This is a genomic window from Variovorax sp. GW821-FHT10D07 (assembly GCF_059415325.1).
Genome location: NZ_JBWKMZ010000017.1, coordinates 80149 through 106691, shown reverse-complemented (window position 1 = coordinate 106691; position 26543 = coordinate 80149). Strand labels below are relative to the sequence as shown.

Sequence of the window (26543 nt, the reverse complement as noted above, 5' to 3'; positions counted from 1 at the left end):
GGCGCCGGCCTCTTTGTTCCTGGTTTCGTGAGGCTGGCGCTCGGCATCCGCTACAACGGCCAGGCCTACGACGGCTGGCAGAGCCAGTCCTCGGGCCGCACGGTGCAGGACAAGCTCGAGAAGGCCCTGTCCCAGTTCGCCGCGCAACGCATCTCCACGCTGTGCGCCGGCCGCACCGACGCCGGCGTGCACGGGCTGATGCAGGTGGTGCACTTCGACACCGAGGTGCAGCGCGAACCCTTCTCCTGGATGCGCGGCACCAACCGCTACCTGCCCGACGACATCGCGGTGCAGTGGGCGCACCCGGTGCCGGCCGAATTCCATTGCCGCGCCAGCGCCCTCGCGCGGCGCTACGTCTACGTGCTCTCGCAGTCGCCGGTGCGCCCCAGCCTCGACGCGGGGCGGGTCGGCTGGTCGATGAACCTGCTCGACGGCGACGCGATGCGCGCCGCGGCCGCGCTGCTGATCGGCGAACACGATTTCAGCTCGTTCCGCGCCTCGGCCTGCCAGGCCCGCTCGCCGGTCAAGAACCTGCGGCGCATCGAGATCACGCGCCACGGCGAGGGCGAGCGCTGCCGCTGGCAGTTCGAGTTCGAGGCCGATGCCTTCCTGCACCACATGATCCGCAACCTGATGGGCTGCCTGGTGCGCGTGGGCCGGGGCGCCGAGTCGCCCGAGTGGATCAGCGAGGTGCTCGCCGCGCGCAGCCGCGACGCGGCGGCACCGACCTTCTCGCCCGACGGGCTGTACTTCCTCGGCCCGTTGTACGACGCCAAGTGGGGTCTGCCGGCCGAGGCCACCTTCCAGGCCGCCCGCGCGGCCTATGATGGCCCGCCATGAGCCTTCTCCCGCCGCGCACCCGCATCAAGATCTGCGGCCTCACGCGCGAGGCCGACCTCGATGCCGCCGTGGAAGCCGGCGCCGATGCCGTCGGCTTCGTGCTCTACCCCAAGAGCCCGCGCGCCATCGCGCCCGAACGCGCGGCCGCGCTGGCCACGCGCCTGCCGCCCTTCGTCACGCCGGTGCTGCTGTTCGTCGATGCGCAACCCGCCGAGGCCATCGCCGCCCTGGCCCGGGTGCCGGGCGCCATGGCCCAGTTCCATGGCGATGAAACGCCCGCCGACTGCCTCGCGGCGAGCGGAAACGGCCGCTTCCGCTTCATGAGGGCGGCCCGCATTCCCCTCGGCGAGGCCGGCGCCCGCTTCGACCTCGTAAAATACGCATCCGATTTCTCAAACGCCCAGGCCATCCTGCTCGACGCCCATGTCGACGGTTATGGTGGTGGCGGCAAGGCATTCGATTGGTCACTTCTTCCACCCGCCGTCGACGCTCACCTCGTCTTGAGTGGTGGACTCACACCTGCAAACGTGGGCGATGGCATTCGCACGCTGCGGACACGCTGCAAGACGCTGTCCGTTGATGTGAGCTCGGGCGTCGAAATCGACGGTCCCGGGAACAAGGGCCTGAAGGACGCCGGCAAGATCCGGCAATTCGTCGCCGCCGTGAGAGCGGCCGACGCCTCGTCCTTCTCCAGTTAGCCGCCGCACCCGGTTGTCGACCGGGCCGCGGCCCAACGATCGAGAACCATGCAAAGCACCTACCAGCAACCCGACGCCACCGGCCATTTCGGCAACTACGGCGGCACCTTCGCGAGCGAGACGCTCACCCACGCGATCAACGAGCTGCGCGACGCGTACGCGAAGTACAAGGAAGACCCGGCCTTCCTGGCCGAATTCCACTACGAGCTCAAGCACTTCGTCGGCCGGCCCTCGCCGATCTACCACGCCGCTCGCACCAGCCGCGAGATGGGCGGCGCGCAGATCTACCTCAAGCGCGAGGACCTCAATCACACCGGCGCCCACAAGATCAACAACGTGATCGGCCAGGCGATGCTCGCGCGCCGCATGGGCAAGCCGCGCGTGATCGCCGAGACCGGCGCCGGCCAGCACGGCGTGGCCACGGCCACCATCTGCGCGCGCTACGGCCTCGAATGCGTGGTCTACATGGGCAGCCAGGACGTGAAGCGCCAGAGCCCCAACGTCTACCGCATGAACCTGCTCGGCGCCACGGTGGTGCCGGTGGAGTCGGGCAGCAAGACGCTGAAGGACGCGCTCAACGAGGCGATGCGCGACTGGGTCACGAACGTGGAGAACACCTTCTACATCATCGGCACGGTCGCCGGCCCGCACCCCTACCCGATGATGGTGCGCGACTTCCAGAGCGTGATCGGCACCGAGTGCATCGAGCAGATGCCCGCGATGCTGGCGGCCGACGGCATCACCGGCGAGGCCGAGGGCAAGCAGCCCGATGCGGTGGTCGCCTGCGTGGGCGGCGGCAGCAATGCGATCGGCATCTTCCATCCCTACATCCCGTTCGCCGGCACACGGCTGATCGGTGTCGAGGCCGCCGGCGAAGGCCTGGACAGCGGCAAGCACGCCGCCTCGATCCTGCGCGGCAGCCCGGGCGTGCTGCACGGCAACCGCACCTACCTGCTGCAGAACGAGGACGGCCAGATCACCGAGACGCACAGCGTCAGCGCCGGCCTCGACTATCCCGGCGTGGGCCCCGAGCATGCGTACCTGGCCGACATCGGCCGCGCCGAGTACGTGGGAGTCACCGACATCGAGGCCCTCGAGGCCTTCCACTACCTGTGCCGCACGGAGGGCATCATTCCCGCGCTCGAATCCAGCCACGCCGTGGCCCACGCGCTGCAGCTCGCGAAGACCATGCGCCCCGACCAGTCGATCCTGGTCAACCTCTCGGGCCGCGGCGACAAGGACATCGGCACCGTCGCCGACCTCGCGGGCGTCGACTTCTACGACCGGCCGTCGATGCGCGGCCTGAGCGTGAAGGGAGGCAAGTGATGAGCCGCATTGCAGCCACCTTCGAAGCGCTGAAGAAGGACGGGCGCCGCGCGCTCATCCCCTACGTCACCGCCGGCTTCCCCTTCGCCGACATCACGCCCGAGCTCATGCACGGCATGGTCTCGGCCGGTGCCGACGTGATCGAGCTCGGCGTGCCCTTCTCCGACCCGATGGCCGACGGCCCGGTGATCCAGCAGGCCGGCGAAGCCGCGCTCGCGCTGGGCATCGGCATGAAGCAGGTGCTGGCGATGGTCGCGGCCTTCCGCGCGAAGGACACGGGCACGCCCGTGGTGCTGATGGGCTATGCCAACCCGGTCGAGCGCTACGACCTCGTGCACGGCAAGCACGCCTTCATCCGCGATGCGGCCGCGGCCGGCGTCGACGGCCTGCTGGTGGTCGATTACCCGCCCGAGGAGTGCGAGCAGTTCGCCGCCGATCTGCGCGAAGCCGGCATCGACCTGATCTTCCTGCTGGCGCCCACCAGCACCGACGAGCGCATGGCGCAGGTCGCGCGCATCGCGAGCGGCTACGTCTACTACGTGTCGCTCAAGGGCGTGACCGGCGCCGGCCACCTCGACACCGAGGCGGTCGGCCGCATGCTCCCGCGCATCCGCCAGCACGTGGGCATCCCGGTCGGCGTGGGCTTCGGCATCCGCGACGCCAGCACCGCGCAGGCGGTGGGCTCGGCGGCCGACGCGGTCGTGATCGGCACCAAGATCATCCAGTTGATCGACGGCCAGCCGCGCGAGAAGGTGGTGCCCGCGGTGCATGAATTCCTCGCGGGCATCCGCGAGGCGCTCGATGCCTTGCCGGCGGCTACCGCGAAGAATGCGGCTGGCCGATAATCGCCGCTGCCCTTGTCAGGCCCCTTTCGTCATGCGAAAAAGCACGGAAGGGGCACTGACGGCCCCGAAGGCTCTCCCGCCTTCGCGCGAACCTAGGAATGCCCATGAGCTGGCTTGAAAAACTGCTACCCGCCAAGATCGCCCAGACCGACCCCGCCGAGCGCCGCCAGGTGCCCGAGGGCCTGTGGATCAAGTGCCCGGCCTGCGAGACGGTGCTCTACAAGACCGACCTCGAGCACAACCAGAACGTCTGCCCGAGCTGCAGCCACCACCACCGCATCGGCGCGCGTCCGCGCCTCGACGCTTTTCTCGATGCCGAGGGCCGCTACGAGATCGGCCAGGAAGTGCTGCCGGTCGACGCGCTCAAGTTCAAGGACAGCCGCAAGTACCCCGAGCGCCTCAAGGAAGCGCTGGAGAACACCGGCGAGACCGACGCGCTGGTCGTGATGGGCGGCTCGGTCCACAGCATCAGCGTGGTGGTCGCCTGCTTCGAGTTCGAATTCATGGGCGGCAGCATGGGCAGCGTGGTCGGCGAGCGCTTCGTGCGCGGCGTCGAGACCGCGATCGAGCAAAAGGTGCCGTTCATCTGCTTCACCGCCACCGGCGGCGCGCGCATGCAGGAAGGCCTGCTGTCGCTGATGCAGATGGCCAAGACCAATGCCGCGCTCACGCGCCTCGCGAAGAAGGGCCTGCCCTACATCAGCGTGCTGACCGACCCGACCATGGGCGGCGTGTCGGCGGGCTTCGCCTTCATGGGCGACGTGGTGATCGCCGAGCCCAAGGCGCTGATCGGCTTCGCCGGCCCGCGCGTGATCGAATCGACCGTGCGCGTGACCTTGCCCGAAGGCTTCCAGCGCGCCGAGTTCCTGCAGACCAAGGGCGCGATCGACTTCATCAGCGACCGCCGCGAACTGCGCAAGACCATTGCCAGCACGCTCGCGATGCTGCTGCGCCAGCCGGCGGATGCGGTGAGCTGATTCGGAGCCTCTCGAAAGACGAAGCGCCCGGAACCTCGCGGTTCCGGGCGCTTTTTTCATGGGGCCTGCAAACGGTCAGAGCCGGTAGGCCAGCACCAGCAGGTTGTTCAGCACGATCGCGATCACCTGCAGCACGACGATCGCGGCCAGCGGCGACAGGTCGACGCCGCCGAGCAGCGGAATGACGCGGCGGAACGGCCGCACCAGCGGCTCGGCCAGGCGCGAGATCAGGTCGAGCAGCATCGGCGAGGCGCCCGGCACCCACGAGAGCACCGCGTACACCACCAGCAGCGCGGTCAGTCCCGACACGGCGAGCTGCAGCAGGCCGATGAACGACACCAGCGGCAGCGCGCCGATGCGCCCGAGGTTGCCGATGAGCAGCCACAGCACGAGGAACTTGGCGATCACCAGCAGCCAGGCGGCCACGGCGCTCGCGAGGTCCCACTTCTTGACGGCCGGCAGCAGCCGCCGCAGCGGCAGCACGATCCAGTCGGTGATGGCGAAGATGAAGCGGCCCAGCGGATTGCCGAAGGGCACGCGGTGGTACTGCATGTAGAGCCGCAGCAGGCAGGCGCCGCCGAGCAGGCCGACGATCACGTCGAGGAGGAACGATGGGATCTGATAGAGCATGGCGCGCGAGGTGAAGCGGAGTGCGATGATAGCCACGCAAGGCTCTTCGATGACGACACAACCCCTTCTGAACTCCCTGCCTTTGTTCCCGCTCGGCACGGTCCTCTTCCCCGGCGGCCTGCTGCCGCTGCGCATCTTCGAGGTGCGCTACCTCGACATGATCGGCAAGTGCCGCAAGGGCGGCGTGCCCTTCGGCGTGGTGAACCTCACGAGCGGCACCGAGGTGCGCAAGGCCGGCGCGCAGGCCGAGCGCTTCGCCGAGGTCGGCACGCTGGCCGTGATCCGCGAATTCGAATCGCCGCAAAGCGGCCTGCTGCAGATCGAGTGCGTGGGCACGCAGCGCTTTCGCGTGCGCCACAGCGAACTGCAGAAGCACGGCCTGTGGATCGCCGACGTCGCGATCCTCCCCGACGACGTCGCGCTCGAGATCCCCGAGGACCTGCAGCACACCGCCACCGCGCTGCGCCGCCTGGTCGACACGCTCGAGGAGCGCAAGCGCGCGCAGGACGCCACCGGCTCGCCGCCGGTGCGCCTGCCGATCGGCGCGCCCTACCGCTACGACGACTGCGGCTGGGTCGCCAACCGCTGGTGCGAGCTGGTGCCGATGCAGCTCGAGCTGCGGCAGCGGCTGATGGAGCTCGAGAGCCCGCTGATGCGGCTCGAACTGGTCGGCGATCTGCTGGCGCGCACCGGCATCGCCTGAGCGCTCGGGTGACACGGCGGAAGCGCCCGCCCCGCTTCGTTTCGCGCTTCGAATTTGATAGCTGATACCGCAAGGCCGGCGACGGGTTCGCCGGAATTCGCGCGCCATCGCCTGGGCTAAAATCCCGCCTTTCGCGCCGAATTTCCCAGCGCGCGCCTCCCCCACCGCCTCCCCATGTCCGAACAACAGCCGCCCACCCCTGCTCCGGCCGCGACCACGCCCGCCGTCGACGACAACCAGCTCATCGCCGAACGCCGCGAGAAGCTCAAGCTGCTGCGCACCGCGCAGACCGAAGGCAAGGGCGTCGCGTTCCCCAACGACTTCAAGCCGGGCCACCGCGCCGCCACGCTCGTCGAGGCGCATGGTGCCGTCGAAGCCGAAGCGCTCGAGGCGCAGAACGTCGCCGTGAGCGTGGGCGGCCGCATGATGCTCAAGCGCGTGATGGGCAAGGCCAGCTTCGCGACCCTGCAGGACGCCACCGGCCGCATCCAGCTCTACGTCACGCGCGACGCGGTCGGCGAAGAGGTCTATGCCGAGTTCAAGCGCTGGGACCTCGGCGACATCCTCGGCGCCGAAGGCACGCTGATGAAGACCAAGACCGGCGAGCTGTCGATCAAGGTCACCACGCTGCGCCTGCTGACCAAGAGCCTGCGCCCGCTGCCCGACAAGTTCCACGGCATGGCCGACCAGGAGCAGAAGTACCGCCAGCGCTACGTCGACCTGATCACCGACGAGTCGGCGCGCGTGCGCTTCACGGCGCGCAGCAAGGCCGTGAGCGCGCTGCGCGAATTCATGGTGGCCAACGACTTCCTCGAGGTCGAGACGCCGATGCTGCATCCGATCCCGGGCGGCGCCAACGCCAAGCCCTTCAAGACGCACCACAACGCGCTCGACCAGGAGATGTTCCTGCGCATCGCGCCCGAGCTCTACCTCAAGCGCCTGATCGTCGGCGGCTTCGAGCGCGTGTTCGAGATCAACCGGAGCTACCGCAACGAGGGCATCTCGGTGCGGCACAACCCCGAGTTCACGATGATGGAGTTCTACGCGGCCTACTGGAACTACCGCGACCTGATGGACTTCACCGAGACGCTGATCCGCACCATCGCCGACAAGGCCGTGGGCACGCAGCAGCTCACCTACCAGGGCAAGCCGGTCGACCTGACGCAGCCCTTCGAGCGCCTGACGATCCGCGAGGCGATCCTCAAGCACACCGATGCGGGCGATGGCGTCGACGACAGCGCCTGGCTCGTCAACGCCCTGCGCAAGATCGGCTTGAGCGAGGAGAAGGACAAGCTCTCGCAGCGCAGCCTGGCCAGCCTGCAAGTGATGTACTTCGAGGAGACCGTCGAAGAGAAGCTCTGGCAGCCGACCTTCATCATGGAACACCCGACCGAGATCTCGCCGCTGGCGCGCGCCAACGACGAGCGCCCCGAGGTCACCGAGCGCTTCGAGCTCTACATCACCGGCCGCGAGTTCGGCAACGGTTTCAGCGAGCTCAACGACGCCGAGGACCAGGCCGCGCGCTTCAACGCGCAGGTGGCGGCCAAGGACGGCGGCGACGACGAGGCCATGTACTACGACCACGATTTCGTGCGCGCGCTCGAGTACGGCATGCCGCCCACCGGCGGCTGCGGCATCGGCATCGACCGGCTGATGATGCTGCTGACCGACTCGCCGAGCATCCGCGACGTGATCCTGTTCCCCGCGCTGCGCAGGGAATCTTGAGCACCGCGACCGCGAACGCCACCGCGATCGGCATCGACTTCGGAACCTCGAATTCGGCCGTCGCCTGCCGCATCGCGGGCGCCACCCGGCTGCTGCCGATCGAAGGCGCGGCCACCACCCTGCCCACCGCGATCTTCTACAACGCCGAGGACCGCAGCACGCACTTCGGCCGCGACGCGATCGCGCTCTACCTGGCCGGCGTCGAAGGCCGGCTGATGCGCTCGCTCAAGAGCCTGCTGGGCAGCCCGCTGATGCAGGAGAAGACCGCGATCTTCGACGGCCTCGTGAGCTTCGAGGACATCATCGCGCGCTTCCTGCGCGAGATGGCCGAGCGTGCCGCGCGCGAGATGGGCCGCCTGCCCGAGCGCGTGGTGATCGGCCGGCCGGTGCACTTCGTCGACGACGACAGCAAGCGCGACGAGCGCGCCGAGCAGAGCCTGCGCGCCGCCGCGCGCGCCGCGGGCTTCCGCGACATCGCCTTCCAGCTCGAGCCGATCGCGGCCGCCTTCGACTACGAGCAGCGCGTGCGCAAGGAATCGCTGGTGCTGATCGTCGACATCGGCGGCGGCACCTCCGACTTCACCGTGGTGCGCCTGGGCCCCGAGCGCGCCGTGCGCGAGGAGCGTGGCGACGACGTGCTGGCCACCACCGGCGTGCACATCGGCGGTACCGACTACGACCAGCGGCTCAATCTCGACCGCGTGATGCCGCTACTGGGCTTCGGTCACCACGGGCCGCAGGGCCGCGAGGTGCCGAGCAAGGTGTTCTTCGACCTCTCGTCGTGGCACCTTATCAACTGGCTGTACCTCGCCAAGGCCACCCGGCAGGCGCGCGAACTGCGCACCAGCTATGCCGACACCCGGCTGCACGACCGGCTCATGGCGGTGCTCGACGAGCGCCACGGCCATCGCGTGCTCGGCGCGGTGGAGCAGGCCAAGATCGACGCCTCGGTCAGCGACGCACCCGCCGTCATCGACCTCGACTGCGCCGAGCCCGGCCTCACGAGCACCCTGTCGCCGGCCGACATGGCGCAGCAGCTCGCGGCGCAGTTCGAGGCGGTGATCGCCTGCGCCCATGCCTGCGTCAAGCGCGCCGGCCTGCGCAGCAACGAGCTCGACGCCATCTACCTCACAGGCGGCTCCTCGGCGCTGCGGCCCTTCCAGCAGGCGCTGCGCAAGAGCTTCGCGGGCGTGCCGCTGGTCGAGGGCGACCTGTTCGGCGGCGTGGCATCGGGACTGGCCTTCGCGGCGCGCTGAGCGGCGGGCTCCGCGTCATCGGTCGCGCCATCGCGCATGAAGTACCTCTCGGCCTATCCGACGACACTGCAGGCGCAGGTGCGCCGGCTGCTCGACGAAGAGCGCCTGGGCACCTGGCTGCGCGAGCGCTACCCCGAGGGCGCGCATGCCGTGCAGACCGACCAGGCGCTCTACCTCTACACGACCGGGCTCAAGAACGAGTTCATGCGCAAGGCCGGACCGCTGTCGAAGGTGATCTTCGACAGCAAGCTGCACGTGATCCGCCATGCGCTGGGCACCCACACCACCGTGTCGCGCGTGCAGGGCAGCAAGCTCAAGACCAAGCAGGAGATCCGCGTCGCGAACCTGTTCAAGGCCGTGCCGGCCCCCTGGCTGCGCATGATCGTCGTGCACGAGCTCGCGCACATGAAGGAGCGCGACCACGACAAGGCCTTCTATGCGCTGTGCACGCACATGGAGCCGGACTACCACCAGCTGGAGTTCGATCTGCGGCTGTACCTGACGCACATCGAGGCGGGCGGGATGCGCCTGTGGGAATCGGCGACCACGCCGCCCGCCGCATCCTGAGCAGGCGCGGCGGCTTGCATGGGGCCGCGGCCGTGCACACAATCGCCCTCGCATGGCGCGCGATTAGGGAGGCGCGCCCCCAAGAGAAAGAGGGAGCCCATGAAACATCCACTGCACCTGACATCGGCGGGCGATCCGCAGTTCATCGGAGAGATCGTCGAGGGCTTCAGGCTCGGGCTCCTCGAACTCGGCTACGACGTCAACTGGCAGCAGGCGCAGGTCGACGCGAGCCGCGTCAACATCGTCATGTTCGCGGCCGGGCTGACCTGGAACCAGCTGGCGCACCTCGGGCCCGACTGCATCGTCGTCAACATCGAGCAGCTGGTCGAAGGCGGCAATGCCTTCACGCCGGCCTATCTGGAGATCCTGCGCAACAGCTACGTGTGGGAATACAGCGCGCTGAACTTCCGGCGCTACGCGGAGCTCGGCATCGCCCGCGCGGACCTGGTGCCCTACGGCTACCAGGCCGGCGCCATCCTGCCGCCGCCGGCGTCCGACCCGCCCGTGGCCGAAGACATCGACGTCCTCTTCTTCGGCAGCCTCAACGATCGGCGCATGCGCCTGCTGGAGACGCTGCGCGCGCGCGGAATGACCGTCGTGGCACACCATTCGATCCCCGTGGCGGAGCGCGCCGCCCTGCTGGCACGCAGCCGCCTGCTGCTCAACGTGAGCTTCCTCGACGCCACGCGCACGGTGGAGATTCCGCGGCTGGCAGTCGGTTTCGTCGCGAAGAAGCCGATCCTGACGGAGATCTACGACGACAGCGAGCTGCGGACCGAGCTGCGCGAGGGGGTCTTCGGCGAGCCCTATGAGCGGCTCGCGGACACGGCCGAGCGGCTGCTGTCGGCACCGGAAGAACGCCGGGCACGCGCCGAGCGGGGCCACCGGCTCTTCACGGCCACGTCGCAAGCGATGTTCATCCAGCCCGCGATCGAGCGCTTCTTCGCGTGGCGCTCGCAACAAGCCGGCGGCTGAGCCGACCGCGAGTGCGCAGGCCGGCGCCCCGGTTCAGCGAAAGAAGGCCGACAGCTCGACGGCCAGCGCCTCGACCTCTTCCTGCGACATGTCGGCAATCGCCTCCGGCGCACGCGCATTCTCGGTATCGCGAATCCGCTCGATGTGCTCGCCGCGCGAGACCGAGTCATGGTGCAGATGGAACATCGGCACGTTCATCGAGTGCCAGCGCACGCCGAGCCGCGAAGCGCGGCGCAGCAGTTCGTCGTCCTCGCCGCCCCAGCCCTCGAGCCGCGCGTTGTAGCCGCCCACGCGGATGTACTCGCTGCGCTTGAACAGCACGATGCCGCCGTTGGCATTGGGGTACAGCACGATCGCGTCCTCGGGCAATCGCTGCGGATCGATGGTGGCCAGGCGGCCATAGTCCGGGTCGGCCATGAAGCCCTGCTTGAGCGCGCCGGCGACGTTGATCACCGACCAGTAGGGGCACAGCGCATCGCTGTCCTGCCCTTCCATCAGGGCGTCGATGCAGGCCCGCAGCGACTGCGGCTGGGCGATCGAGTCGGCATCGTGGAAGCAGATCACCGGGCTGCGCGCGAGCCGCACGCCGGTGTTGTAGAGCATCGACTTGGGGAACGGACCGTCGTGCGGCACGAAGACATGCCGGATGTGCGGATCATCAAGCCGGCGCCAGTCAAAGCTCGGCGTGGCCGCGGCCTCGAGCAGCCACAGCCGGTAGTCGGTGTAGGTGCGCCCGAGGTGCGCGAGCACGGTGTAGAGGTTCTCGCGCCGCTCCTCGTTGGCCTCGCGATACGACACGATGATGTCGATGTCGCGCAGGGAGGTCTTGTTCGCTTCGGCCATGGCACTGCGGCTCTAGAAAGGCCGGTAGAGGATGAAGTTGTCGTCGCCCGCGGGCTGCTTGAAGCGGGTGTCCCGGATCTCGAGCTGCACTGGCTGGGTCTTCTCGTCCTGGTAGCGGTTGAAGATGCCCGCGCCGTTCACCTTCTCGACCACTTCCGCCAGGCCGGGGCCGGCCCAGTTGTCGTGGCCGCGCAGCAGGTAGAAATGCATCACGCCGCACTGCTGGTGCGCCCAGTAGTCGTGCCACGAGAAGGAATCGGGCCGCCAGAGCGAGTTGTGGCCCTCGAAGAAGACGGGGCGGCTCATCGGCATGCACTCGGGCGTGGAGATGAGGATGTAGCGCGAGCGGTAGTTGAGGAACTCCAGCAGGTCCCGGCCCTGCGAATGCAGCATGTGCTCGATCACGTCGCCGAGGATGACGACGTCGTAGAGGTCGCTGCTCTGCTTGTACAGCCCGTCGGCGGTGATCGGCAGGATGTGGTGGTAGCCCGTTTCGCGCAGGCCCGGAAAGGCCGCTTCGTCGCATTCGAGCGCGGTGAGCTCGCAGCGCGGAACGATGCCCTTGAGCAGCGCGCCGTACTTGCCGCCCCCGGCGCCGATGTCGAGGATGCGCTGCGGGTCGATCGCACGGACGATCTCCTGCGTCAGGACGTCGAAGGTGGGCCAGGAATAGCCTATGTGTGCCATGGGAATCCCTCTGCTCTCGCTGCTGTTCTGGGGCGTACGACTGTACAGGAGCGCCCTGGCGCGGCGGGCGCCGCGGTGTCAGGTTCTGCACGGTTGCGCGGGCTTTGATCGCCCACGGCCCGCGGCTAGCGGCTCTTCTGCGAGGCCGCGTCCATGGCGGCCATGTACACCGACCGGTAGGGCTCGGACAGGCTCACGAAATGGACCAGCAGCGTGTCCGCGTCGGCCAGCAGCGGCGGCGTGTTGAGGCTGAGGTTGTCCAGCACGCTGTGCTCGCCGAGCAGCCCCTCCTCCTTCAGCACCTCGTTGGTGTAGTGCTGGTCGCCCAGGCTGCTGTAGACCTGGGACTTGTCGGCCACCTCGCCGATGCGCGCCCAGATGCGTTCCAGCAGCGCGAGGTTGGCCGGCGTGTTGCGAAAACCCATGACGCCCGAATTGAAGCGCCAGGCACCGACGTCCTTGGCGAGCAGCAGGTCGCGGCCCTGCAGCAGCGGCTCGAAGGAGCGCGCCTGGTTGCGGAAGACCACGTCGGCGTCGACCCAGATCACCCAGTCGTGCTGCGCCAGGTGCTGCTGCAGCAGCCAGGTGCGCACCCACGAGCCGTTGATGCCGGGCCCGATCGCCTCGGGCAGCGCCCGGTACACGTGGTACGCGTGGCCATGGCGCTCGCAGTAGCGGCGCACGTTGTGTTCCGACACGCGCGCATAGGTGGCGATGTGGTGGGTGTAGAGCGTGAGGAAGGCGATGCGCGCCTGCGGATTGACGCTGGTGCACGCCTCCTCGGACAGCGCCGGATAGTCGGGCGGCTGCAGCACCGGGCGGCCCTGCATCAGGGCACCGTTGACCTCGCGCACCAGCAGCGCCTGCAGGTTCAGGTCGTGCAGGATCTCGTCGCGCCAGCCACCGTCGGGCAACGGCACCGGCAGCGCGGCGAGGTTCACCACGAAGACCCGCGCGTCGTGCCACTGCGAGACGCGCCACGAGACGTTGACGTAGGCTTCGGCCAGCACGCTGTTGCAGGGCAGGAGACCCGCCGGTGCCAGTCGCGCGGTCTCGTCGAGACGCGGCGATTCGAGCGCGACCACGTGGCCCGCATCGATGATCAGCTGATGCAGCAGCGCACGGTTGCCGGGCGTGTTGCGCAGCACCAGCATGTTGGTCATGGCGGGACCGGCGCGGTCGCCGGTCGATGGCCCCTCGAGCGCGACGAGGTCGCGCCCCTGCATCAGCGCCTCGACCGCGACCGGGTGGAACACCACCGAGTCGCCGTCGAGGAACAGCAGCCAGTCACCCTCGGCCAGCGTGCGCAGGTGGCGCAGGATCTGGCTGTACTTGGCGCTCGCGCACAGCGCCGGATGGGCGATGCGCTCGGTGTCGGCCCACTGGTGCGGATAGCCGAACAGGCGGCAGTAGTGCGCATGGTTGCGCAGCACCGCCTCGTCCGCGCGCTGAAGAAGGCTGAGGCACAGGGGCATGGGTCACTCCAGGCAGCGGACCGCCGCGGGCGACGATGGCATCGCGCTAGATGTCGAGCAAGCGGCGCGCATCGAGGTACCCGCGCGAACGCGTGAGCGCCTGCCAGTCGACGGGCTCGCCATGCGGCAGCAGGCCGCGGCGCCGTGCCTCGCTGGCGCGCGCCTCGGCACCGGGCTGCCAGCGACCGGCGCGTTCGGCGGCTTCGAAGCCGTCGAGGAACTCGTCGAGCGGCCGGCCTTCGCCGATGCTCTGGTTGCACAGCAGCGCCAGGTCGCAGCCGGCGCCCAGCGCAGCCAGCGCCGCATCGGCGAAGCTCAGCAGTTCGCCGTCGATGTAGCGGCCGGCCTCCATGCTGAGGTCGTCGCTGAAGATGGCGCCGTCGAAGCCGAAGCGGCCGCGCAGGATCTCGCGCAGCCAGCGCGGCGAGAAGCCCGCGGGCCGGCTGTCGACCTTCGGATAGATCACGTGCGCCGGCATGACCGCCGCCAGCGCGCCGCCGAGCCATTCGTAGGGCCGCGCGTCGTCGGCCAGGATGGCCTTGAGGCTGCGCTTGTCGACGGGGATCTCGACATGCGAATCGGCATTGACCCAGCCGTGTCCCGGAAAGTGCTTGCCGCAGTTGCGCATGCCCGCGAGCAGCATGCCGTGCATCAGGCTCTTGGCCAGCAGCGCGACCACGCGCGGATCGCGGTGGAAGCTGCGCGTGCCGATCACGGTGCTGCGGCCATGGTCGAGGTCGAGCACCGGCGCGAAGCTGAAGTCGACGCCGCAGGCACGCAGCTCGCCGGCCAGCACCTGGCCCGCCGCAGTGGCGACCTGGGTGGCCTGCATCGCGTCGCGCATCCAGAGCTCGCCCAGCGACTGCATCGTCGGCAGGTGAGTGAAGCCGTCGCTGCGAAAGCGCTGCACCCGCCCGCCCTCGTGGTCGACGCAGATCAGCAGCTCGGGCCGGATCGCCTTGATCTCGGCATTGAGCGCCGTCATCTGCGCGCGGCTTTCCCAGTTGCGCGCGAAATGGATCACGCCGCCCACGCGCGGATGCGCCAGCCGGCGGCGGTCGGCATCGGTCAGCGCCGTGCCGGCCACGTCGACCACCAGCGGCGAAAGAAGCAGTTCCTCGGTCTTCGCACTCATGGCGCAGGCCCATCCTTGCGTTCGACCACCACGAAGCTCGCGGCGTATTCGGTTTCGTCGGTGACGGTGACGTGGGCCGTGAGGTTCTGCGCCTCGAACCAGGTCTTGAGCTCGCCGTGCAGCACGATCACCGGCTTGCCGCTGCGCAGGTTGGCGATCTCGCACAGCCGCCAGCTCATCGGCATGCGCATGCCCATGCCGATGGCCTTGCTGAAGGCCTCCTTGGCCGAGAAGCGGGTGGCGAGGTAGCTGAGGCCGCGCTTGGGCCAGCGCTCGCTGCGGGCCTTCCAGACCGCGAATTCGGCGTCGCTGAGCACCCGGCGCGCGAAGCGCTCGCCCTGGCGCTCGAAGGTCGCGGCGATGCGGCGAACGTCGCAGATGTCGGTGCCGATGCCGTAGATCATGCGGCGGCGTGGGCCTCGGCGATGCAGCGCAGGTAGTCGCGCGTGGTCGCCGCATAGCCCAGCTCGAGCGCGTCGGCCACGAAGGCATGGCCGATCGAGACCTCCTGCACGCCGGGCACCGCCTTCAGGAAGGGCGTGAGGTTGTCGCGGCTCAGGTCGTGGCCGGCGTTCAGGCCCAGGCCGGCGGCGAGCGCGGCGCGCGCCGTGGCCGCGTAGCGCTCGAGCACGGCCTGCTCGTCGGGCGTGCCGCGCGAGGCCGCGAAGGATTCGGTGTAGAGCTCGACGCGGTCGGCGCCGACGGCCTTGGCCGCGGCCATCATCTCGGGAATCGGGTCCATGAACAGGCTGACGCGCACGCCCAGCGCCCGGGCTTCCGCGATCAGCGGGCGCAGGCGCTCGGCGTCGTCGGGGAAGGTCCAGCCATGGTCGCTGGTGGACTGGGTCTCGCTGTCGGGCACGAAGGTGGCCTGATGGGGACGCAGCTCGCGCACGAAGTCCATCAGGTTCTGGAACGGATTGCCCTCGATGTTGAACTCGATGCCGGGCCAGTCTTTCGCCAGCAGCGCCGACAGGTCGTGCACGTCGTGCGTGCGGATGTGGCGCGCGTCGGGCCGCGGGTGCACGGTGATGCCCTGGGCGCCGGCCTGCAGACACAGGGTGGCGGCCTTCACCACGCTCGGAATGCCCAGGTGGCGGGTGTTGCGCACCAGCGCGACCTTGTTGAGATTGACCGACAGCGCGGTGGTGCCGGCCGAGGCAGAGGAAGTGCTCATAGTGCTTGGATATCTCTCATCAACTGCCGCGTACGCAGCGTGGACACGCCGCAATGGTAGTTGAGCAGCGCGCGCAGCTGGTTGCGCAGCGCGCTGTTGCTGCCGTTGCTCAGGGTCGCGACCAGCCGCAGCGTGGCCGTGAACGGCGCGCGGTCGTCGAGCGCCGCCTGCAACCGTTGCCAGTCGGCGCCGGCCAGCGCGGCCTCGTCGTCGGCCGCGGCGCGCAGGCCGGCCTCGGCGACCAGGGCGTAGCGGGTGGCGGCTTCGAGCGACTCGAGCGTCAGGGTCTGCACGTCGAGCTGCGGCAGCAGGCCGACCCCGCGCAGCAGCAGCAGCTCGAAGGCGCGCAGCGCGGCCGCCTGGGTGGCGGCCTGGGCGCCGCCGTGATCGCCGGCCAGCACCTGCACCACGCCGCCATAGGCGTCGAACAGGGCCTCGTGCGCGTCGTCGCGCGCCAGCAGGCGCAGCAGCAACTCGTTGAGGTAGTAGCCCGACAGCAGCGCATCGCCGGTGGGCATGACGTGGCCGCCCATCCATTCCGCGCCCTTGAGGGTGCGGATCTCGGCATCGCCGCCATAGTTGATCTCCAGCGGCTGCAGCGGCAGCAGCACCGGGCGGAAGTTGGAGCTCGGCCGCTTCGCCCCCTTGGCCACGAGCGCGATGCGCCCGTGGTGGCGGGTGAAGACCTCGAGGATCAGGCTCGACTCGCTCCAGTCGTAGCGATGGAGCACATAGGCCGGTTCGTGCGAAACGCGGTGGGCGGCGGCCACTTCATTCGTAGCCGAACGAGCGCACGCGGGCCTCGTCGTCGGCCCAGCCCGAACGCACCTTGACCCAGAGTTCGAGGAACACCTTGGCGTCGGCCAGCTTCTCGAGCTCGACGCGGGTTTCCATGCCGATGCGCTTGATGCGCTCGCCCTTGTCGCCGATCACCATCGCCTTGTGGCTGTCGCGCTCCACCACGATGGTGGCGGCGATGCGCAGCAGGCGCTTGTGGCCCTTCTTCTGCGGCGCTTCCTCGTCGAACTTGTCGATGACGACGGTCGAGGTGTAGGGCAGCTCGTCGCCGGTGAGGCGGAACAGCTTCTCGCGCACCAGCTCGCTGGCGAGGAACTTCTCGCTGCGGTCGGTGAGCTCGTCCTCGTCGTAGAACCAGGGCTGCTCGGGCAGGTACTTCTCGCAGATGCCGAACAGACGCTCGACGTCCTTCGCGTTCTTGGCCGACATCGGCACGAACTCGGCGAACTCGTGCTTGGTCTGCATCTGCTGCAGCCAGGGCGCGATGTCGCCGCGGCGCCCGACGTTGTCGAGCTTGTTGGCCAGCAGGATCGTCGGGATGCCCTTGCCGAGCAGCTTGAGCACGCGCTCGTCGGCCGGCGTGAAGCTGCCGGCCTCGACCACGAACAGGATCAGGTCGACGTCGCCGACCGCGCCCTGCACGGTCTTGTTGAGCGACTTGTTCAGCGCGTTGGCATGCAGGGTCTGGAAACCCGGCGTGTCGACGAACACGAACTGCGTGGCGCCGAGCGTGCGCATGCCGGTGATGCGGTGGCGCGTGGTCTGCGCCTTGCGCGAGGTGATGCTGATCTTCTGGCCGACCAGCGCGTTGAGCAGCGTCGACTTGCCCACGTTGGGCTTGCCGACGATGGCGACCAGACCGCAGTGCTGCGGGCCCGTGGCTTCCGATGGTTTGGATTCGCCCGTCGGGTCCTGGGGCTGTGCTGCTGATTTGATAGCGTCGTTCATTTCGTTTTCACGCGCCGCCGCGTGCCTTGAGGCGGATCAACATGGCGGCGGCTGCCGCCTGCTCGCCGGCGCGGCGCGAACCGCCGATGCCGCGTTCGCGAAGGCCCAGTTCGGGCACTTCGCACTCGACGTCGAAGGTCTGCTTGTGCGCTGCCCCCAGTGTCCCCGCGACGCGGTAGACGGGCAGCTTCATTTTGTGACCCTGCAGCCATTCCTGCAATTCGGTCTTCGGGTCCTTGCCCACCGCTTCCATGCGCGGATTGATCTCGACCGCCTCGTAGAGCCGGTGCACCAGCGCCTGCGCGGCCGTGAAGCCGGCATCGAGGTAGACCGCACCGATCAGCGCCTCGAGCGCGTCGGCCAGGATCGAGGGCCGGTTCGGACCGCCCGAGCGGGCTTCGCCCTCGCCCAGCCGCAGCAGCGGCGAGAGCGCGAGGCCCACGGCCAGCCGGTGCAGGGTGTCCTGCTTCACGAGGTTGGCGCGCACGCGCGACAGATCGCCTTCGGGCAGCGCCGCGAGGCGGGTGTAGAGCAGGTGCGAGACCGCCAGGTTCAGCACCGAGTCGCCGAGGAACTCGAGGCGCTCGTTGTGGTCGGCGGAGAAACTGCGGTGCGTGAGCGCGAGCTGCAGCAGCCGCGGGTCGGCGAACGTGTACTTCAGGCGCGACTGGAGCGCCGTGAGGCCGCCATCCACCTTGCTTCCCTGGGCGTTCAGTTGGTCTCGCCCTTGTACTTGAGCACGAGGTAGGCGGGGCCGAACAGCGGGATCTCGCGCTCGTAGGCGAAGGAGATCACGACCTTGTCGTTGACCTTCTTGATGTCGAGGTCCTTGCCGGTGACCGACTGGAAGTCGTCGATGGCCTGGGCGCGGTCGAAGATGGCGCGGATCTCGGGCACGGTGCTGCCTTCCTTGGCCTTGTTGGCGGCCTTGTAGATCGCCTGGTACTCGATCAGCGTCGGGATGACCTGGGCGACGACGACGCCCACGCAGGCCAGCACGACAGCCACGAACACGAGCCCGATGAACGAGATGCCGCGCTGGCGCGCCGCACTGTTCCGGCTGGACCGAACAGTTCTCATACCCTCATACCCCTCGAACGAATTGCTTGATGCTTATTGAAACGGACCGATGCGTCCCAGGTCGCCGAAGTTCATCCAGACGAAGAAGGCCCTGCCCACGATGTTCTTGTCCGGCACGAAGCCCCAGAAACGGGAGTCGGCCGAATTATCGCGGTTGTCGCCCATCATGAAGTAGTTGCCGGCCGGCACCTTGCAGGTGACGCCTTCGACCGAGTAGCGGCAGTTCTCGCGGAAGGGGAAGTCGCTGGCGCCGGGCACGAAGGCGGGGCCGGCGTCGTCGTTGAGGATCTTGTGCTGCTTGCCCGCGAGGTTCTCGTCGAACTGCTTGAGCAGGCGCATCGACTCGCCATCGAGGTAGTCGGGCGCGGCCTCCTTCGAGACCGGCTGGCCGTTGATGGTCAGCTTCTTGTTCAGGTAGGCCACCTCGTCGCCGGGAATGCCGACCACGCGCTTGATGTAGTCCTGGCTCGGCTTGGGCGGGTAGCGGAACACCACCACGTCGCCGCGCGCCAGCGGCGTGCCGTCGGTGATCTTGGTGTTGATCACCGGCAGCCGCAGGCCGTAGGTGAACTTGTTGACCAGGATCAGGTCGCCGGTGAGCAGCGTGGGCATCATCGAACCCGAGGGAATCTTGAACGGCTCGTAGAGGAACGAGCGCAGCAGGAACACGACCAGGATCACGGGGAACAGCCCCGCGGTCCAGTCGAGCCACCAGGGCTGCATCAGCAGCCGCTCGCTGGCCTTGGCGTCGGCGGTATCGACTTGCTTGATGCCCTGGCCGGCGAGCCGCGCATTGCGCTCGGCCAGCGAGCTCTCGAGCGCGGCGGCCGCGCGCTCGCGCCGCGGCAGGAAGTAGAAGCGCTCGGCCAGCCAGTAAAGGCCGGTGACCACCGTGGCCAGGAACAACAGCAAGGCGAAGTTGCCCTCGATCGCTCCGAAGTACCAGGCGCCGATGTAGCCGGCGAATGCCGCGAGGATGAGGGAGGTGATGAATGCCATGTTGATCAGTCTTCGACTTGCAGGATCGCGAGGAAGGCCTCTTGCGGGACCTCGACCGAGCCGATCTGCTTCATTCTTTTCTTGCCCGCCTTCTGCTTCTCGAGCAGCTTCTTCTTGCGGGTGATGTCGCCGCCGTAGCACTTGGCCAGCACGTTCTTGCGCAGCGCCTTGATTGTCTCACGCGCAATGATGTTGACCCCGATGGCGGCCTGGATGGCCACGTCGAACATCTGGCGCGAGATGATCTCGCGCATCTTCGACACCACCGCGCGGCCGCGGTACTGCGACTGGGTGCGGTGCACGATGATCGAGAGCGCATCGACCTTCTCGCCGTTGAGCAGGATGTCGACCTTGACCACGTCGGAGGCGCGGTACTCCTTGAACTCGTAGTCCATGGAGGCATAGCCGCGGCTGACCGACTTCAGCTTGTCGAAGAAGTCGAGCACGATCTCGCCGAGCGGCATCTCATAGGTCAACATGACCTGGCGGCCGTGGTAGGCCATGTTCATCTGCACGCCGCGCTTCTGGTTGGCGAGCGTCATGACGGCGCCGACGTATTCCTGCGGCATGTACAGATGCACGGTCACGATCGGCTCGCGAATCTCGCTCATCTTGCCGACCTCGGGCATCTTGGACGGGTTCTCGACCATGATGACCTCGCCGTCGCTGCGCACCACCTGGTAGACCACGCTCGGCGCGGTCGTGATCAGGTCCTGGTCGAACTCGCGCTCCAGGCGCTCCTGCACGATCTCCATGTGCAGCAGGCCGAGGAAGCCGCAGCGGAAACCGAAGCCCAGCGCCTGGCTCACCTCGGGCTCGTAGCGCAGCGAGGAGTCGTTGAGCTTGAGCTTCTCGAGCGCGTCGCGCAGCGAGTCGTACTCGCTGGCCTCGGTCGGATAGAGACCGGCGAACACCTGCGGCTGGATTTCCTTGAAGCCCGGCAGCGCCTCGGTCGCGGTGGCGGCCGCGCCGCCAGTGCCCGGCTTGATCAGCGTGACGGTGTCGCCGACCTTCGCGGCCTGCAGCTCCTTGATGCCCGCGATGATGTAGCCCACCTCGCCCGCCTCGAGCGAAGCGCGCGGCTCGTTGGCCGGCGTGAAGACACCGACGTTGTCGGCGTTGTAGCTGGCGCCCGAGGCCATCATCTTGATGCGATCGCCCTTCGCGAGCCGGCCGTCGACCACGCGCACCAGCATCACGACGCCGACGTACGGATCGAACCAGCTGTCGACGATCATCGCGCGCAGCGCGGCGTCGGGATTGCCGCGCGGCGCCGGCATCTTGTGCACGATCGCTTCGAGGATGTCGTCGATGCCCAGGCCGGTCTTCGCCGAACAGGGAATCGCATCGGTCGCGTCGATGCCGATCACGTCTTCGATCTCGGTGCGTGCGTTGTCGGGATCGGCGTTCGGCAGATCCATCTTGTTGAGCACGGGCACCACTTCCACACCGAGGTCGAGCGCGGTGTAGCAGTTGGCCACCGTCTGCGCTTCCACGCCTTGCGATGCATCGACGACGAGCAGTGCGCCTTCGCATGCCGACAGCGAGCGACTCACTTCATAAGAGAAGTCGACGTGACCCGGCGTGTCGATCAGATTGAGGTTGTAGACCTGTCCATCGCGTGCCTTGTAGTGCAGTGCCGCGGTCTGTGCCTTGATGGTTATCCCACGCTCTTTCTCGATGTCCATCGAGTCGAGCACCTGCGCTTCCATCTCGCGTTCCGCGAGGCCGCCGCAGCGCTGGATCAAACGGTCTGCGAGCGTCGACTTGCCATGATCGATGTGCGCAATGATCGAAAAATTTCTGATGTGATTCATCAACGGGAACGCTTAAGTACTTGAATTGGCTCGTGCACAGAGGGCAACAGGCAAGAAAAAAGGGCGCGTCTCCTGGAGACGCGCCCTGAACCAACAAGCAATGGCAACTGCAGTAGTTGGAACTTCATTGTAGGCAAAAAGGGAAGCACGTACATCCGGGAACAGGGTCCAAACAGGTCGTTGCGGGTCAACAACAAGCAACTTATAAACAACTTATCAACAGGCTTGGTGGAGCACTCTCTGAACAACTTGTGGGCGATCTGTGGAGCGTCGGTGGACTGTCACCTAACATCTCGCATCGTGAAGGAGACCGCTCGGCTTATGCGCCGACTCGCCGCCGAGAGGCCGCTATTCTACCGAAAACGGTCCTTAGCCCTTCCTTAAGTCAGCAAACACTAACAAATCGCTGGCTTGGGGCCGATGCAGATTTTTTTAGAGCGGCGCGCCGAAGCGTCGCAAACAGCTCAAAAAAATGGCCCCAAACCCGACTGACGGGTGGGGCCACTTGACGGCACAGCCGGGATCAGCGTGCGGGCCGGATGAGCGCGTACTGCGCCCACTCGCCACGCCGGAACAGCACGCTGAGCGGCTTGCTCTTGTCGGCCTTGCCCACGGCCGACTCGAATTCGCGGGCGTTCAAGACCTCGATGTTGCCCACGGCCAGGATGATGTCGCCCTCGCGCAGGCCGGCACGCGCCGCGGCCTCGTTCGAAGCGTCGACCTTCACGCCGCCCTTGAGCTTGAGCTCCTTCTTCTGCGCATCGCTCAGGTCACTGACCGCGAGGCCCAGCGACTTGGCGGCGGCGGAAGCCTGCGGCTTGGGCGCCGGCTCCTCGCGGTCGGTGGCGCGCTTAGCCGGCTTGTCGGGCTCGATCTCGGCGATGGTCACGCTCAGGTCACGCGAGCTGCCGCGGCGGAACACCGTCAGCGTGCTCTTGGTGCCGGGCTTGGTGTTGCCCACCAGGCGCGGCAGATCGCTCGGCTTCTCGATCGCCTTGCCGTCGAACTTGGTGATGATGTCGCCCGGCTCCACGCCGGCCTTCTCGCCCGGCGAACCGGCCTCGACGCTGCGCACCAGCGCGCCCTGCGCCTTGCCCAGGCCGATCGATTCGGCGACGTCCTTGGTGACCTGATCGATCTGCACGCCGATGCGTCCGCGCGAGACGCGGCCCGAGGTGCGCAGCTGCTCGCTCACGCGGATCGCTTCGTCGATCGGGATCGAGAAAGAGATGCCCATGAAGCCGCCCGAGCGCGAATAGATCTGGCTGTTGATGCCGACGACCTCGCCACGCATGTTGATCAGCGGACCGCCCGAGTTGCCGGGGTTGATCGCCACGTCGGTCTGGATGAACGGCAGGTACTCGCCGGTGTCGCGCTGCTTGGCGCTCACGATGCCCGCGGTGACGGTGTTCTCGAGACCGAAAGGCGAACCGATGGCCATCACCCATTCGCCCACGCGCAGCTTGGAGATGTCGCCGACCTTCACGGCCGGCAGGCCGGTGGCCTCGATCTTCACCACCGCCACGTCGGTGCGCTTGTCGGCGCCGACGATGCGGGCCTTGAACTCGCGCTTGTCGGGCAGCGTGACCATCACCTCCGAGGCGTCCTCGACCACGTGCGCATTGGTCATCACGTAGCCGTCGGCCGTCAGGATGAAACCGGAGCCCACGCCGCGCGGGCGTTCTTCTTCCTGCGGCTGCGGGCGGTTGGGGCGCGGCCCCTGGCGCGGAGCGCCGGGAATCGGCTGGCCGAAGAAGCGGCGGAAGAACTCCTGCATCTCCTCGTCCATCTCGCCGCCATTGCCGCTGCGCTGCGCCACCTTCTCGACGGTGCGGATGTTGACCACCGACGGGCCGACCTGGTCGACCAGGTCGGTGAAGTCGGGCAGCGTGCGGGTGGCGGTCTGCGCCTGCACCGGCTCGGCCGGCACGAACGCCAACCCGGCCGTGAGCGCCAGCATGGACGCGAACACGCCGGAACGGAGCTTGTGTCCCTCGATCTTGAACATCATCGATTGTCTTTCAAAGAGAACGGCTGCGACTCGAAACAGGTACTGAGAGTTTCCGCTTCTCGCCGGATCGGGCGAGAAAGGTGTCGGACATGTTCTTTTCAACGCGTGCGTGCGAGGCTCTGCGCGAAGGCGTCCAGGGTTTGTTGCGGCACTTCGCCCACCGCCGTGAGCCACCAGTCGTTGGCCGGCTCGGGCAGGCGCCTGCGGATCGCATTGGTCGCGCCGATGGTCAGCACGCCGTCGCGCGGTGCGCGCTTGGCGTCGTAACGCTCGATGAAGAGCGACACCGAGGCGAGGCCATCGGAGAAGATCCATTGCACGGTGCGGTCCTGCGTCGCGGCGTTCTTGTCGCCGCTCGCGGCGGGCCGCCGGAAGAAGCTGCGCGGCTTGAAGCCGGCCACCGGTGCGCTCAGGGTCCAGCCCTCGTCCTGCGCGCTGGTGCGTTCGAGCTCGAGCTTCTCGATGCGATAGCCGGCGGTGTTGGCCATCATCTGCGCCAAGGCCTGGGCTTTCACGGGCACGTCGAGCTGCAGCTCGGAGAAGGCCGATTGCTCGACCACGCGCGACTGGTCGTCGAGCGTCTGCAGCTTGACGACCAGCCCGGTGCGGCGCTCGCTCCAGATGCGATAGCCGAAGCGCAGGCCGTCGTGCGGCGTCAGTTGCACCACGTCGGCGTCGAAGCCGGCCACGCGGTCCTTGCCAATGGGCCGCACGTCGTAGAACTCGCCGATCGACGAATCCTGCTTGTCGGGCAGATTGGGGAAGAGATCGAGGTTCTCGCGCTTCTCGACCTTCACCACCTTGGCTTCGGGCAGGAAGGTCATGACGCTCTGGTTGCGGCGGAAGGTCGAACGCTGCGGACCGCTCAGCGCCTCGATGCGCTCGATCTGCTGCTCGCCGTCGCGCACATGCCAGATGCGCGCACTCGACAGATCGCCGCCGGGCGCGGACACCACGAAGGTGCCGACGTAGTTGCGCTGGCGCGCACCCGCGTGCATGCGCTGCAGCCACTCGGTGACGCTCATGGCGGGCGGCTCGCCCGCCGCCTGGGCCGATGCCGCGCCCCGGGTGTTCGCCGCGCTGGAACGGGTCTGCGCGGAGGCGATCTGCGCGATGCAAAAAGCGGCAAGCACGAGCACGAACGCGCGTGCGGAGATCGGCATCTGAACAGTCATTGGCAGGGAAGGAGGCAGAGGCGCGCGCTCAGCGCGTGGGTCCTTCGAAGGTCGCGTTGCGCAGGAAACCGGAAGGCATTTGCGAGGCGCCGCCCGCCTGCTGGTGGGCCTCGAGCAACTGGTCCAGGCGCGGATCGCGCAGCATCACCTGCGGCTTGCCGTTGCCCACGATCACGCGCGTGGGCGTGAGCGTCGAACCCTGCGTGCCGTTGGTGGCGGCCGATGCGAGCACCGGGCCCGACACGGGTTGTTGCTGCGCCAGTTGGGCACCGGCCGGACCGTTGACGACACCGCTGCCGACCCAGCTCCAGCTGATGGCGGCCACGGCCACCAGCGAAGCGGCACCGGCCACCAGCTTCCAGCGGAAGACCGGCTCGTTGGCCGCGTCAGCGCGACGCTGAAGCGGCACCACCTGGGCCTCGGGAACAGCCGCCACGGGCCGGATCGACACCGGCTCGGCCGCCAGCCGCTGCTGGAAGCGGGCCAGGAAAGCGCTGCTGTCGCTGCACGCCACGTTGGCGCTCGAACGCAGCACGTCGCCCACCACATGGTAGGCCTGCCACGCCGCGCGGTATTCCTCGTCGCCGCAGACCTTGTCGATGGCCTGCGCGAACTCGTCGCCCTGCAAATGACCATCCGCGAGCGCCGACACCTGTTCTCGAACCGTCATCGTCTGATTCATTTCGTTCACCTGATTTTGCTTACCAACGCTTGCCCGACTGGTTGTCGAGCAGCGGTTTGACCCTGGCCGAAATGGCCTCGCGCGCACGGAAGATCCGCGAACGCACGGTGCCGATAGGGCAATCCATGACTTCGGCAATCTCTTCGTAACTCATGCCCTCGATCTCGCGCAGCGTGACTGCCTGGCGCAACTCCGCGGGGAGCGCTTCCATGGCGGACTCGACCGCGGCCGCGATTTCGTTGGCCGCCATGACCGATTCGGGGGTTTCGTCGGTGGTTGGTTCGTTTCCCGGACGGTAAGTTTCATCGTCGTCCTCGGAAGAAGGCCGCAGGGCGCTTTCCGAGATGGTCGGGTCGCGCTTCATGTCGACCAGCGCCTTCTTCGCGGTGTTCACCGCGATCCGGTAGAGCCAGGTGTAGAACTGCGCCTCGCCGCGGAATTGGTGCAGTGCACGATAGGCGCGGATGAAGGTTTCCTGCGCGATGTCCTCGACCAGGTCGACATCGCGCACCATGCGCCCGATCAGGCGCTCGATGCGGCGCTGGTACTTGATGACCAGCAGCTCGAAGGCCTTCTGGTCGCCCGCCACCGTGCGCTGCACGAGCTGGAAGTCGATCTCGCCCGGACGCGGCGCCGCAGCGGCGTCGGTCAAGCCGGAATCCGGCGGCACGGGCGGCGGGGACGTGGTCATCGAGAGGGGGATTTCAGGGTGCGTCGGCGGGTGCGGTCGCGCGCCAGACATCGCCGCCGGTGTCGGCAGCGGGGGGGCGCGAATATACCGCACGGCGCAGATCGCGCCAGCGCTCGGGCATCGTCTGCCGCTCGACCCAGAGCCAGCGATGCGGCCGGCCCGGCTCGCTCAGGCGCAGCAGCAGCAGCGATTGCAGGTCGAGCGCGACGACGGCGCGCGCGGCCAGGACCGAGCGCGCCGGATCCGCGGCATCGGAAGCCGCGGGCGCCAGCGACCAGAACTGGCCGTCGAAATGAAGCAGGCCCGCGCCGTCGCGGCGCAGGCCGATGCCGGCGGCCGCCCCCGCGAACAGCACGCTGAGCAGCAGCAGCGCATGGCGCCAGCCAACGCTATCGAAAAAGTAGCAGGACGCACCCGCGCAGAGCGCGCCGAGTGCCCAGACCACGGTCAGGAGGCGGGCTGCGCCACGCGAGCGCCCCACCG

The 26543-nt window shown here is 67.9% G+C and carries 29 protein-coding genes; 11 read left to right on the top strand and 18 right to left on the bottom strand.

Features of this window, described 5'->3' with window-relative positions:
• Positions 1–27: 27 nt before the first annotated feature.
• The 5 genes from truA (at position 28) to accD (ending at position 4686) form a co-directional block, all read left to right on the top strand.
• Positions 28–840, top strand: coding sequence for a tRNA pseudouridine(38-40) synthase TruA (gene truA / locus AC07PU_RS35940; RefSeq protein WP_057592268.1), 813 nt, complete (start codon positions 28–30; stop codon positions 838–840).
• Complete coding sequence (locus tag AC07PU_RS35935; protein ID WP_495322879.1) at positions 837–1538, top strand: phosphoribosylanthranilate isomerase; 702 nt, start codon at positions 837–839, stop codon at positions 1536–1538. Before truA ends, AC07PU_RS35935 begins: the two co-directional genes overlap by 4 nt.
• Before the next feature lie 48 nt (positions 1539–1586).
• Positions 1587–2864, top strand: coding sequence for a tryptophan synthase subunit beta (gene trpB / locus AC07PU_RS35930; protein ID WP_495322878.1), 1278 nt, complete (start codon positions 1587–1589; stop codon positions 2862–2864).
• Positions 2864–3709 carry a tryptophan synthase subunit alpha gene (gene trpA / locus AC07PU_RS35925; RefSeq protein ID WP_495322877.1) on the top strand — a complete coding sequence of 282 codons (846 nt, stop codon included), beginning with the start codon at positions 2864–2866 and terminating at the stop codon, positions 3707–3709. The genes trpB and trpA overlap by 1 nt, the downstream gene beginning before the upstream one ends.
• A 104-nt stretch (positions 3710–3813) precedes the next feature.
• Complete coding sequence (gene accD, locus AC07PU_RS35920) at positions 3814–4686, top strand: acetyl-CoA carboxylase, carboxyltransferase subunit beta (RefSeq protein ID WP_057592272.1); 873 nt, start codon at positions 3814–3816, stop codon at positions 4684–4686.
• A 75-nt stretch (positions 4687–4761) separates the two neighbouring features.
• On the opposite strand, the gene AC07PU_RS35915 is transcribed toward accD, so the two are convergent.
• Positions 4762–5316: a YggT family protein gene (locus tag AC07PU_RS35915; RefSeq protein ID WP_057592332.1), complete on the bottom strand. Its 555-nt coding sequence runs from the start codon at positions 5314–5316 to the stop codon at positions 4762–4764.
• A 49-nt stretch (positions 5317–5365) separates the two neighbouring features.
• On the opposite strand from AC07PU_RS35915, the gene AC07PU_RS35910 reads away from it, so the two are divergent.
• The 5 genes from AC07PU_RS35910 to AC07PU_RS35890 all read left to right on the top strand — a co-directional run bounded on the left by AC07PU_RS35910 (position 5366) and on the right by AC07PU_RS35890 (position 10542).
• Positions 5366–6019: an LON peptidase substrate-binding domain-containing protein gene (locus AC07PU_RS35910; protein ID WP_256222764.1), complete on the top strand. Its 654-nt coding sequence runs from the start codon at positions 5366–5368 to the stop codon at positions 6017–6019.
• A gap of 174 nt (positions 6020–6193) precedes the next feature.
• A complete protein-coding gene (lysS, locus tag AC07PU_RS35905; protein WP_495322876.1) occupies positions 6194–7744 on the top strand; it encodes a lysine--tRNA ligase in 1551 nt (516 codons plus the stop codon).
• On the top strand, positions 7741–9000 hold the full coding sequence (locus AC07PU_RS35900) for an Hsp70 family protein (protein ID WP_495322875.1): 1260 nt from the start codon (positions 7741–7743) through the stop codon (positions 8998–9000). Before lysS ends, AC07PU_RS35900 begins: the two co-directional genes overlap by 4 nt.
• A gap of 36 nt (positions 9001–9036) precedes the next feature.
• Positions 9037–9567, top strand: coding sequence for a M48 metallopeptidase family protein (locus AC07PU_RS35895; RefSeq protein WP_495322873.1), 531 nt, complete (start codon positions 9037–9039; stop codon positions 9565–9567).
• Positions 9568–9666: 99 nt separating this feature from the next.
• A complete protein-coding gene (locus tag AC07PU_RS35890; protein ID WP_495322872.1) occupies positions 9667–10542 on the top strand; it encodes a CgeB family protein in 876 nt (291 codons plus the stop codon).
• A gap of 33 nt (positions 10543–10575) precedes the next feature.
• On the opposite strand, the gene AC07PU_RS35885 is transcribed toward AC07PU_RS35890, so the two are convergent.
• From AC07PU_RS35885 to AC07PU_RS35820, 14 genes are all read right to left on the bottom strand, one after another.
• Entirely contained in the window at positions 10576–11385 is an 810-nt protein-coding gene (locus AC07PU_RS35885; RefSeq protein ID WP_490876858.1) for a galactosyltransferase-related protein, read from the bottom strand.
• Between the two features lie 12 nt (positions 11386–11397).
• The gene (locus AC07PU_RS35880) at positions 11398–12072 is read right to left on the bottom strand and encodes a class I SAM-dependent methyltransferase (protein ID WP_495322871.1); all 675 of its coding nucleotides are present in this window, start codon (positions 12070–12072) and stop codon (positions 11398–11400) included.
• A 125-nt stretch (positions 12073–12197) separates the two neighbouring features.
• Positions 12198–13547, bottom strand: coding sequence for a glycosyltransferase family protein (locus tag AC07PU_RS35875; RefSeq protein WP_495322870.1), 1350 nt, complete (start codon positions 13545–13547; stop codon positions 12198–12200).
• Between the two features lie 46 nt (positions 13548–13593).
• Positions 13594–14682 (bottom strand): beta-N-acetylhexosaminidase, encoded by a 1089-nt coding sequence (gene nagZ / locus AC07PU_RS35870; protein ID WP_495322869.1) that lies wholly within the window; start codon positions 14680–14682, stop codon positions 13594–13596.
• The gene (gene acpS, locus AC07PU_RS35865) at positions 14679–15086 is read right to left on the bottom strand and encodes a holo-ACP synthase (protein WP_057592281.1); all 408 of its coding nucleotides are present in this window, start codon (positions 15084–15086) and stop codon (positions 14679–14681) included. The genes nagZ and acpS overlap by 4 nt, the downstream gene beginning before the upstream one ends.
• Positions 15083–15859, bottom strand: a complete 777-nt coding sequence (locus AC07PU_RS35860; RefSeq protein WP_495322868.1) for a pyridoxine 5'-phosphate synthase — start codon at positions 15857–15859, stop codon at positions 15083–15085. Before AC07PU_RS35860 ends, acpS begins: the two co-directional genes overlap by 4 nt.
• Entirely contained in the window at positions 15856–16629 is a 774-nt protein-coding gene (recO, locus tag AC07PU_RS35855; protein ID WP_495322867.1) for a DNA repair protein RecO, read from the bottom strand. Before recO ends, AC07PU_RS35860 begins: the two co-directional genes overlap by 4 nt.
• Position 16630: 1 nt before the next feature.
• Complete coding sequence (era, locus tag AC07PU_RS35850) at positions 16631–17605, bottom strand: GTPase Era (RefSeq protein WP_490876548.1); 975 nt, start codon at positions 17603–17605, stop codon at positions 16631–16633.
• A 7-nt stretch (positions 17606–17612) separates the two neighbouring features.
• Positions 17613–18299 (bottom strand): ribonuclease III, encoded by a 687-nt coding sequence (rnc, locus tag AC07PU_RS35845; RefSeq protein WP_203204861.1) that lies wholly within the window; start codon positions 18297–18299, stop codon positions 17613–17615.
• A 17-nt stretch (positions 18300–18316) separates the two neighbouring features.
• A complete protein-coding gene (locus tag AC07PU_RS35840; RefSeq protein ID WP_495322866.1) occupies positions 18317–18685 on the bottom strand; it encodes a DUF4845 domain-containing protein in 369 nt (122 codons plus the stop codon).
• A gap of 33 nt (positions 18686–18718) precedes the next feature.
• Complete coding sequence (gene lepB, locus AC07PU_RS35835; RefSeq protein ID WP_208513649.1) at positions 18719–19684, bottom strand: signal peptidase I; 966 nt, start codon at positions 19682–19684, stop codon at positions 18719–18721.
• A gap of 5 nt (positions 19685–19689) precedes the next feature.
• Positions 19690–21501, bottom strand: coding sequence for a translation elongation factor 4 (gene lepA / locus AC07PU_RS35830; protein ID WP_208513648.1), 1812 nt, complete (start codon positions 21499–21501; stop codon positions 19690–19692).
• 523 nt (positions 21502–22024) lie between these two features.
• Positions 22025–23512, bottom strand: coding sequence for a DegQ family serine endoprotease (locus AC07PU_RS35825; protein ID WP_495322865.1), 1488 nt, complete (start codon positions 23510–23512; stop codon positions 22025–22027).
• Positions 23513–23610: 98 nt separating this feature from the next.
• Positions 23611–24537, bottom strand: coding sequence for a MucB/RseB C-terminal domain-containing protein (locus AC07PU_RS35820; RefSeq protein WP_495322864.1), 927 nt, complete (start codon positions 24535–24537; stop codon positions 23611–23613).
• On the opposite strand from AC07PU_RS35820, the gene AC07PU_RS35815 reads away from it, so the two are divergent.
• Positions 24527–24679 (top strand): hypothetical protein, encoded by a 153-nt coding sequence (locus AC07PU_RS35815; protein WP_256222762.1) that lies wholly within the window; start codon positions 24527–24529, stop codon positions 24677–24679. The two genes, AC07PU_RS35820 and AC07PU_RS35815, sit on opposite strands and share 11 nt — an antisense overlap.
• Before the next feature lie 36 nt (positions 24680–24715).
• Here AC07PU_RS35815 and AC07PU_RS35810 read toward each other — a convergent pair whose 3' ends face one another.
• Genes AC07PU_RS35810 through AC07PU_RS35800 form a run of 3 tightly spaced genes read right to left on the bottom strand, consistent with a single transcriptional unit; the run spans position 24716 to position 26505 of the window.
• A complete protein-coding gene (locus tag AC07PU_RS35810) occupies positions 24716–25369 on the bottom strand; it encodes a sigma-E factor negative regulatory protein (RefSeq protein ID WP_495322863.1) in 654 nt (217 codons plus the stop codon).
• A gap of 19 nt (positions 25370–25388) precedes the next feature.
• On the bottom strand, positions 25389–26060 hold the full coding sequence (gene rpoE / locus AC07PU_RS35805) for an RNA polymerase sigma factor RpoE (protein ID WP_093348670.1): 672 nt from the start codon (positions 26058–26060) through the stop codon (positions 25389–25391).
• A 13-nt stretch (positions 26061–26073) separates the two neighbouring features.
• Positions 26074–26505 carry a hypothetical protein gene (locus AC07PU_RS35800; protein ID WP_495322862.1) on the bottom strand — a complete coding sequence of 144 codons (432 nt, stop codon included), beginning with the start codon at positions 26503–26505 and terminating at the stop codon, positions 26074–26076.
• Positions 26506–26543: the final 38 nt, after the last annotated feature.